The 9,338-nt window shown below is 68.4% G+C and carries 7 protein-coding genes; 6 read left to right on the top strand and 1 reads right to left on the bottom strand.

Annotation, left to right across the window (positions count from 1 at the left end; genetic code table 11):
- Positions 1 to 158: 158 nt before the first annotated feature.
- Positions 159 to 1,115, bottom strand: a complete 957-nt coding sequence (locus FUT87_RS18265) for a glycosyltransferase family 32 protein (RefSeq protein ID WP_147241947.1) — start codon at positions 1,113 to 1,115, stop codon at positions 159 to 161.
- Positions 1,116 to 1,396: 281 nt separating this feature from the next.
- Here FUT87_RS18265 and apbC point away from each other — a divergent pair, with 281 nt between their 5' ends.
- The 6 genes from apbC to selA all read left to right on the top strand — a co-directional run.
- A complete protein-coding gene (apbC, locus tag FUT87_RS18260; protein ID WP_147241946.1) occupies positions 1,397 to 2,491 on the top strand; it encodes an iron-sulfur cluster carrier protein ApbC in 1,095 nt (364 codons plus the stop codon).
- 209 nt (positions 2,492 to 2,700) lie between these two features.
- Positions 2,701 to 5,769 carry a formate dehydrogenase-N subunit alpha gene (gene fdnG / locus FUT87_RS18255; RefSeq protein ID WP_147241945.1) on the top strand — a complete coding sequence of 1,023 codons (3,069 nt, stop codon included), beginning with the start codon at positions 2,701 to 2,703 and terminating at the stop codon, positions 5,767 to 5,769.
- 9 nt (positions 5,770 to 5,778) lie between these two features.
- Positions 5,779 to 6,735: a formate dehydrogenase subunit beta gene (fdxH, locus tag FUT87_RS18250; protein WP_147241944.1), complete on the top strand. Its 957-nt coding sequence runs from the start codon at positions 5,779 to 5,781 to the stop codon at positions 6,733 to 6,735.
- 19 nt (positions 6,736 to 6,754) lie between these two features.
- Positions 6,755 to 7,375, top strand: a complete 621-nt coding sequence (locus tag FUT87_RS18245; protein WP_091733976.1) for a formate dehydrogenase subunit gamma — start codon at positions 6,755 to 6,757, stop codon at positions 7,373 to 7,375.
- A complete protein-coding gene (gene fdhE / locus FUT87_RS18240) occupies positions 7,372 to 8,433 on the top strand; it encodes a formate dehydrogenase accessory protein FdhE (protein WP_147241943.1) in 1,062 nt (353 codons plus the stop codon). The genes FUT87_RS18245 and fdhE overlap by 4 nt, the downstream gene beginning before the upstream one ends.
- 20 nt (positions 8,434 to 8,453) lie before the next feature.
- Positions 8,454 to 9,338, top strand: an 885-nt coding sequence (selA, locus tag FUT87_RS18235; RefSeq protein WP_147241942.1) for an L-seryl-tRNA(Sec) selenium transferase, incomplete at its 3' end; no start/stop codon positions are given.

Genomic DNA, 9,338 nt, shown 5'->3' with positions numbered 1-9,338 from the left:
ATCCTTCAGGGCCCACCAAATTCGCTCCGACATCGGATCACGACGCTGAATCGATCCCGGAGCCGCCAGCAAGGCGCCAAAAAGCATCAAAAGGCCGCAGCAACCGCTGCGGCCTTTTTTCCTTTCCGCTTGGCCTGAAGCTTGCGCCGCTTGGCGATTCAAGCGCGGGGGCGCACTGCGAGCTCCGGCAATTCCGTCGCGACGAGGCTGTGCCGCAACGGAGCCCGGTGCGCGCACTGCGCGCCGAGTCGATGCCGCTCCGTGCCGCGCAGCTTCACCAGCGGCGTGTCCTGGCGGCGCCCCCATCCGAGCAGGGCCAACATCAACCGCCAACGGCGCCAGCCGGTGCGAGACTGGTAGAAGAAGGCCGAATCCTCCGCCGGCAGCAGATGCACGTTGAAGGGCCCGTCGCGTCGCAGCACGACGCGAGCCGCCACATGCATGACCAGGTAGTGCGGCCCATCGATGCCTGCCAGCAGGGCATCCCGCGCGTCGCCCAGCTGCGCGAGATAGGCGGTCTCGCCGTGGCGCATCGCTTGCCGCAACTCGGCCTCCCAGGCCAGCACGAATCGGTCGCCCGGTGGTGCCGCGAAGCACCAGTTCTCCAGGTAGGGCCAGGCCGCCGGCCCGCCGGCGCCGGCGTCCCCTCCGTTCAGGTGAAAGCCCACGAAGCCCCGCCGTCGCGTGGCCAGCGCGAGCAGCCAATCCGGCGAGCGCGTCAGGAACACGCTGGCATCGAGCCACAGCCCGCCATGCCGGCCGACCAGCGCGACACGCAACCAGTCCGCCTGCCGATAGGCCGGCCAGGCATTGAAGGCGCGAGGCAGCGGCAGCCCGTCGAGCGCCGCCAGCGCCGTGTCCCGGTGCAGCAGTCGGATCGTGTAGCCGGGCGCGTGGCGCCGCCAGTTCGCCACGCAGGCCGCGACGACCGCGGGAAGGTTGGCGTCATGCCAGTAGCTCCAGATGAGGCGCGGGACCGGGCGTCGGGGCGGCTCGACGAGCGCTCGGCTGGACCAGGTCTTGCGCCGGCCAGGGCTTCGCGCCCACAGGCGGTGGAGGCTGCCGGCGACCGGGCGCATCAGTTGCAGGAGTGCGGCGCAGATCTTGAATTTCATGGGCCTGCATGCTGGGCGAGCGCGCGGCGGCAGGACATGGCCTCGATCGGTCGACCTGGGCGTCCCTCTGACTCGGCATGAACGGCATTTCCTTCAATGGGCAGGTGGGCCTGCGGGTGTGGAGGTTCCGCCGCCCACCAGAGGCCTTTTCAGGCTGGGCTAGACTGCTCGGCCCGAGCGTCCGCCGACCGTGCGCCCCGCTCGAGCGGGCGCTCCCGCCGTTCGCCCGTTCATCCGTTTTCCGACCCCCGGGTTCTCGCGACCCGCTCCGCCGCACGCCCATGTCCCAGATCCCAGAAGTCCAGCTGCTCCAGGCCTTGCAACAGGTCATCGACCCCAACACCGGTCGCGACTTCGTCTCGACGAAGCAGTTGCGCAACATGAAGATCGCCGGTGACACGGTCAGCTTCGACGTCGAGCTCGGCTATCCCGCGGCCAGCCAGATCGACGGCTTGCGCGCCGCGCTGGTGGCGGCGGCCCGCTCGGTGCCCGGCGTGGGCAACGTCAGCGTCGGGCTGAGCAGCAAGGTGATCGCGCACGCGGTGCAGCGCGGCGTGCAGCTGCTGCCGGGCGTGAAGAACATCATCGCCGTCGCCTCCGGCAAGGGCGGTGTCGGCAAGAGCACGACGGCGGCCAACCTGGCGCTGGCGCTGTCGGCCGAGGGCGCCACCGTCGGCCTGCTGGACGCCGACATCTACGGCCCCAGCCTGCCGCTGATGCTGGGCGTCCACGGCCGGCCGGAGAGCACCGACGGCCAGACGATGGAGCCGCTGGAGTCGCATGGGCTGCAGCTGATGTCGATCGGCTTCCTGGTCGAGGACGACCAGGCCATGGTCTGGCGCGGCCCGATGGCGACCCAGGCGCTGGAGCAGCTGCTGCGCCAGACGCGCTGGCGCGACCTGGACTACCTGGTCATCGACATGCCCCCGGGCACTGGTGACATCCAGCTCACCCTGTCGCAGCGCGTGCCCGTCAGCGGCGCGGTGATCGTCACCACGCCGCAGGACATCGCGCTGATCGACGCGAAGAAGGGCCTGAAGATGTTCGAGAAGGTCGGTGTGCCGATCCTGGGCATCGTCGAGAACATGGCCATCCACATCTGCAGCCACTGCGGCCATGCCGAGCACATCTTCGGCAGCGGTGGCGGCCAGCGCATGGCGGACCAGTACAGCCAGGAGCTGCTGGGCTCGCTGCCGCTGGCGCTGTCCATCCGCGAGCAGGCCGACAGCGGCAAGCCCACCGTCGTGGCCGAGCCCGACGGCCCGCATGCCCAGGCCTACCGCCAGATCGCCCGCAAGATCGCGGTGAAGCTGGCGGGGCAGGCCAAGGACTACTCGTCGAAATTCCCGACGATCACCATCTCGAAAAACACCTGACCCTCGCCGCTGGCTGCTGCAGCGCACAACGGTGCGCTCAGGAAAAACCTCTCCCATCCGTCGTGCGCCCTGCGGTTCGTCCTCTCGTCAAAGGGTGAGTCCGTATTGGACAAAGCCCGGGCTTTGTGCCGAAATACTTGGACGGACCGCGTGACGGTCGTGCATTTCACCCAGGTCGGCAACGGCGTCGAACCCAGGAGGCACACGAGATGGACATGAACCGGAGGCACTTCTTCCGGGTGAGCGGGGCGGCCGTGATGGGCTCCAGCCTCGTGGCCTTGGGGTTCTCTCCAAGCGCCGCACTGGCCGAGACGCGCCAGTTCAAGCTCGCCCGGGCAACCGAGACCCGCAACACCTGTCCCTACTGCTCGGTGGGCTGCGGGATCATCATGTACTCGCTGGGGGACAAGGCGAAGAACGTCACCCCGGAGATCATCCACATCGAGGGCGACCCGGACCACCCCGTCAATCGCGGCACCCTGTGCCCCAAGGGCGCGGGCCTGCTGGACTTCGTGCACAGCCCCAACCGGCTGAAGTACCCGGAGATCCGCGAGGCCGGGTCCAAGGAGTGGAAGCGCGTCAGCTGGGACGAGGCGATGGACCGCTTCGTCAAGCTGCTCAAGGCGGACCGCGACGCCAACTTCATCGCCGCGAATGCCGATGGCAGGACGGTGAACCGCTGGCTCTCGACCGGCATGATCTGCGCCTCCGCGTCCTCGAACGAGTCGGGCTACATCACCCACAAGGCGATGCGCTCGACGGGGATGCTCGCGTTCGACAACCAGGCCCGCGTTTGACACGGACCGACGGTGGCCAGTCTGGCCCCGACGTTCGGCCGCGGTGCGATGACCAACCATTGGGTGGACATCAAGAACGCCGATCTCGTCCTGATCATGGGCGGCAATGCCGCCGAGGCCCACCCCTGCGGTTTCAAGTGGGTGATCGAGGCCAAGCACCACAACAAGGCCCGCTTGATCGTGGTCGACCCGCGCTTCACGCGCTCGGCGGCGATGAGCGACTACTACGCGCCCATCCGCGCGGGGTCTGACATCGCCTTCCTCGGCGGGGTCATCAACTACCTGCTGAGCAACGACAGGATCCAGAAGGAATACGCCCGCCATTACACGAACGCGACCTTCCTCATCAACGAGGGCTACAAGTTCGAGGATGGTTTGTTCTCGGGCTACGACGAGGCCAAGCGCGCCTACAACAACGCGTCCTGGGCCTATGAGCTCGACGAGAAGGGCTTCGCCAAGGTCGACATGACGATGCAGCACCCGCGCTGCGTGCTCAACGTCATGAAGCAGCATTACTCGCGCTACACGCCGGAGAAGGTGAGCGAGATCTGCGGCACGCCCAAGGACAAGTTCCTGGAGGTCTGCAAGCAGATCGCCGAGACCTCGGTCCCCGGCAAGGTGATGACGGTGATGTACGCGCTGGGCTGGACGCAGCACAGCCAGGGCTCGCAGATCATCCGCACCGGCGCGCTGATGCAGCTGCTGCTGGGCAACATCGGCCAGCCGGGCGGCGGCATGAACGCGCTGCGTGGCCACAGCAACATCCAGGGCCTGACCGACCTGGGGCTGCTGTCGACCTCGCTGACGGGCTACATGTCCCTGGCCAAGGACTCGGAGCAGGACCTCGAGACCTACTACAAGACCCGCGCGCTCAAGCCGCTGCGTCCCAACCAGATGAGCTTCTGGCAGAACTACCCCAAGTTCTTCGTCAGCCAGCAGAAGGCCTGGTGGGGCAAGGCCGCGACCAAGGAGAACGACTGGGCCTTCCACTACCTGCCCAAGTGGGACAAGGGCTACGACGTGCTGCAGGCCTTCGAGCTGATGCACCAGGGCAAGGTCAACGGCTACATCTGCCAGGGCTTCAACCCGGTGGGTTCCTTCCCCAACAAGAAGAAGGTGGTCGAGAGCCTGTCCAAGCTGAAGTTCCTCGCCATCATCGACCCGCTCAACACGGAGACCGCCGAGTTCTGGAAGAACTACGGCGAGCACAACGACGTCAAGAGCGAGGAGATCCAGACGGTGGTGTTCCGCTTCCCGAGCACCTGCTTCGCGGAGGAGGAGGGCTCGCTGACCAACTCCGGCCGCTGGCTGCAGTGGCACTGGAAGGGCGCCGAGCCCCCCGGCGAGGCCAAGGGCGACGCCGAGATCATCGCGGAGATCTTCCTGCGCCTGCGCGCGCTGTACGTGAAGGACGGCGGCGCCTTCCCCGATCCGATCGTCAACCTGAGCTGGCCCTACAAGATCCCGCACAGCCCCTCGGCCGAGGAACTGGCGATGGAATACAACGGCAAGGCGCTGGCCGACGTGACCGATCCGAAGGACCCGACCAAGGTCCTGGCCAAGGCGGGCGAGCAGCTGTCGGGCTTCGGCCTGCTGCGCGACGACGGCTCGACCTCCAGCGGCTGCTGGATCTACACCGGCTCGTGGACGCAGGCCGGCAACCAGATGGCGCGGCGCGACAACAGCGATCCGTGGGGCATCGGCCAGACGCTGAACTGGGCCTGGGCCTGGCCGGCCAACCGGCGCGTGCTCTACAACGCCGCCTCCTGCGACCCGACCGGCAAGCCGTGGAATCCGAAGCGGCGGCTGGTGTCCTTCACCGACAAGTGGGGCGGCTCGGACGTGCCGGACATCCGGCCCGACGCCAATCCCAACGACGAGGACGCGGTGCGGCCGTTCATCATGACCGCCGAGGGCGTGGCGCGGCTGTTCGCGCCCAGCGGCATGGTGGACGGTCCGCTGCCGGAGCATTACGAGCCCTTCGAGTCGCCGCTGACGGTCAACCCGATGCACCCGAACAACGCCAAGGCGATGAACAACCCGGCGGGCCGGGTGTTCAAGGCCGACCGCGAGGCCTTCGGCAAGCCGGACAAGTTCCCGTACGTGGCGACCAGCTACCGGCTCACCGAGCACTTCCATTACTGGACCAAGAACGTGCGGACCAGCGCGGTGATCCAGCCGCAGCAGTTCGTGGAGATCGGCGAGGAACTCGCGAAGGAGAAGGGGATCGCCAATGGCGACCAGGTGAAGGTCAGTTCCAACCGCGGCTTCATCAAGGCCGTGGCGGTGGTGACCAAACGGGTGGCGTCGCTGGATGTCGGCGGCAAGCGGGTCCACACGGTGGGCCTGCCCAACCACTGGGGCTTCGTCGGCGTGGCCAAGCCCGGTTATCTGGTGAACACGCTGACCCCCTTCGTGGGCGATGCCAACACCCAGACGCCGGAGTTCAAGAGCTTCACCGTGAACATCGAAAAAGCTTGAGGAACCGCCATGTCTTCATTGCAATCCCTGGACATCGCGCTGCGCTCCGCCACGACGCTGCCCAGTCCCGACGCGCGGCGCACCACGCCGGAGGTCGCCAAGCTGATCGATGTGTCGTCCTGCATCGGCTGCAAGGCCTGCCAGGTGGCGTGCATGCAGTGGAACGACCTGCGCGACGACGTCGGCGACACCCACGGCACCTATGACAACCCGCGTGACCTGACGCCGCAGTCCTGGACGGTGATGCGGTTCTCGGAGGTCGAGGTCGTCGAGAACAAGCTGGAGTGGCTGATCCGCAAGGACGGCTGCATGCACTGCGAGGACCCCGGCTGCCTGAAGAGCTGTCCCGCGCCCGGCGCGATCGTGAAGTACCAGAACGGCATCGTCGACTTCATCTCCGAGCACTGCATCGGCTGCGGCAACTGCGTGACGGGCTGCCCCTTCGACGTGCCGCGCATCAGCAAGGCCGACAACAAGGCCTACAAGTGCAGCCTGTGCTCGGACCGCGTCGGCGTGGGCCTGGAGCCCGCCTGCGTGAAGGCCTGCCCGACCGGCGCGATCCGTTTCGGCTCGAAGGAGGACATGCACGAGTTCGCCGCCGATCGCATCGTCGACCTGAAGGAGCGCGGCTACCAGAACGCCGGCGTCTACGACCCGCAAGGCGTGGGCGGCACGCACGTCATGTACGTGCTGCAGCATGCCGACCAGCCCGAGCTCTATCACGGCCTGCCCAAGGATCCGCACATCAGTCCGCTGGTGTCGCTGTGGAAGGGCGCGGCCAAGCCGCTGGCGGTGGCCGCGATGATCGGCGCGGCGGTGGCGGGCTTCTTCCATTACATGAAGGTCGGGCCGCAGAAGACCGGACACGACGAGCCGGACGAGGACGAGGAACTCGCCTACGAGCGCGCGAAGCACGGCGACGCGCCGCGCGACCCCGCCGTGCCGCCGGCGGGCGGTGGTCTCTGACCTTCACCGGGAGATCGACATGTTGCTGCAACGCTATCGCGACAGCCAGCGGATCAACCACTGGCTCATCGTGCTGCTGTTCCTGTGCGCCGGGCTGTCGGGCCTGGCCTTCTTCCATCCCAGCCTGTTCTTCCTGAGCCACCTCTTCGGCGGCGGGCCGTGGGCGCGCATCCTGCACCCCTACATGGGGCTGGGCATGGTGGTCGCGTTCGCGTTCCTGGCCGCGCAGCTGTGGCGGGACAACCGCTGGACCGATGCGGACCGCCAATGGATGCGCCAGAGCGGGGACATGATCTTCGGCGGCCACAAGCACGGCACGCAGCCGGCGCACAAGTACAACGCGGGCCAGAAGATCGTGTTCTGGATCATGGTCGTGTCGCTGCTGATCCTGCTGGTGACCGGCTTCATGTTCTGGCACGCCTGGTTCCCCGACGGGAACATCCTGATGCGCCGTGTCGCGGTGGTGCTGCATGCGGCGGCGGCGGCGATCCTGATCCTGACGATCATCATCCATGTCTACGCCGCGATCTGGGTCAAGGGCTCGTTCCGGGCGATGACCCGTGGCACAGTCACCGACACCTGGGCCGCGCACCATCATCCGCTGTGGCACAAGGCAGTGAAGGAGCGTCCCCCCGCATGACCCCCAGCAGCCCCATCCGGGTGATGAGCCCGGAAGAGATCGCCGTCAATGCCGGCGCCCGCGCGGCGCCGGTGAAGGTGCCGGAACCCGGCCTCTTCGCCGAGCGCGCCTTGCGGCTGCGCCAGTTGGCCGACGGGCATGCGATGCGGGACTACCTGCTGTTCGTGGCTGAGCTGGCGCAGCGCCAGCATGAGCTGCTGAAGCAGCCCCGCGCGCTGAAGCTGCCGGACGAGGTGTTGATCAATGGCGCGATGGTGGGTGGCTTGCCGCCGGTGGAGGCCCAGAGCCATCCGCGCGACGCCGTCTGGCGCGAAGAGCTCCAGGCGCTGTTGACCGCCATGCGCGGCGCGGCGATCCCGGAACCGGCGCAGGCGCTGGTCGCCCGGCTGGCGCAGGCCGACGAGGGCTGGTTGGAGCAGCAGGCCGCCGCGCTGCTGGCGGGCGGCGGACCGGGCCTGGATCCGGCGGCGGCGCCGCTGGTCGCCGCGGCGCTGCAGGTGTACTGGACGCGGCTGGTCACCGGGTTGCAGGAGCGCTACGAGCGCAGCGACCAGGGCGAGAACGTTGCCCCCTTCGGCATGATCGACGACCCCACGGTGTGCCCGTGCTGCGGCTCGCGGCCGGTGGCCTCGATCACCCGCGTCGCGGCCGAGTTGTCCGGGCAGCGCTTCCTGGCCTGCTCGCTGTGCGGCGCGCAATGGCATTACGTGCGCATCAAGTGCACGCATTGCCAGGGCACCAAGGGCATCAGCTTCCAGACGCTGGTCGACGACGAGGGGAAAAAGGCCGAGGCGGTCGCCGCCGAGTGCTGCGAGACCTGCGGGCATTACCTCAAGCAGGTCCACATGGAGAAGGACCTGCAGGTCGAGCCGCTGGCCGACGACCTCGCCACGCTGACGCTGGACCTGCTGGTCGGCGAGCTCGGCCTGGTGCGCCAGGGCTTCAATCCGATGCTGATCCTGGGCGAGGCCGAGGCCTCGCTGGATGGCGGCCCGGGCGCGGGCCTCGATCCGCCGGGTCGGCCCGGCGCGCCGCCTCCCGATCCCGGAGGGCGCTGAGCATGAGGCCCGAGGCATCCATGGTTCATGGTCCGACGGCAGGCTCCCCGGCAGCCGCTTCCGACCCTTCCACTCCTGGCACCACGGCCGCGACCGCCGCGGCGGCGGCTACGGCCACCAGCGGCGTCAACGGCGTCAACGGCGTTAACGGCGCCAACGGCCCTGCCACCGGGACGACCGGCGCCGCGCCGAAGGACCTGCCTTCCGTCGACCGCCTGCTGCGCGACGAGGCCGTCACCCACCTGATGGCGCGCCACGGTCATGCCTTCGTGGCCGGGGAGGCCCGCCGGCTGCTCGAGGCCTGGCGTCGCCGCGCGGTCGAGGGCACGCTGGCGGCACATGAATTGCGACACCTGCCCGCCGAGCTCGAGCGGCGCTGCGAACAGCGGCTGGCGCCCCGGATGCGGCGCGTGATCAACCTGACCGGCACGGTGCTGCACACCAACCTGGGCCGCGCGCTGCTGGCCGACGAGGCCCTGCAGCAGGTGCTGGCCTGCATGGGATCGCCGAACAACCTGGAGTTCGACCTCGCGCGCGGCGAGCGCGGGGACCGCGACAGCCTGGTCGAGTCGCTGCTGTGCGAGATCACCGGCGCCGAGGCGGCGACGGTGGTCAACAACAACGCCGCGGCCGTCCTGCTGGGCATCGCGGCGCTGGCCGGCGGCAAGGAGGCGATCGTGTCGCGCGGCGAGCTGGTCGAGATCGGCGGCGCCTTCCGCATGCCCGACGTGATGGCGGCGGCGGGCGCGAAGCTGGTCGAGGTCGGCACCACCAACCGCACCCACGCGCGGGACTACCAGGCCGCGATCGGACCGCACACCGCGCTGCTGCTGAAGGTCCACACCAGCAACTACGCGATCCAGGGCTTCACCGCCTCGGTCAGCGAAGCGGCGCTGGCACCGATC

It is taken from the genome of Mitsuaria sp. TWR114, from assembly GCF_007997345.1.
This window is presented reverse-complemented; position numbering and strand designations above follow the sequence as displayed.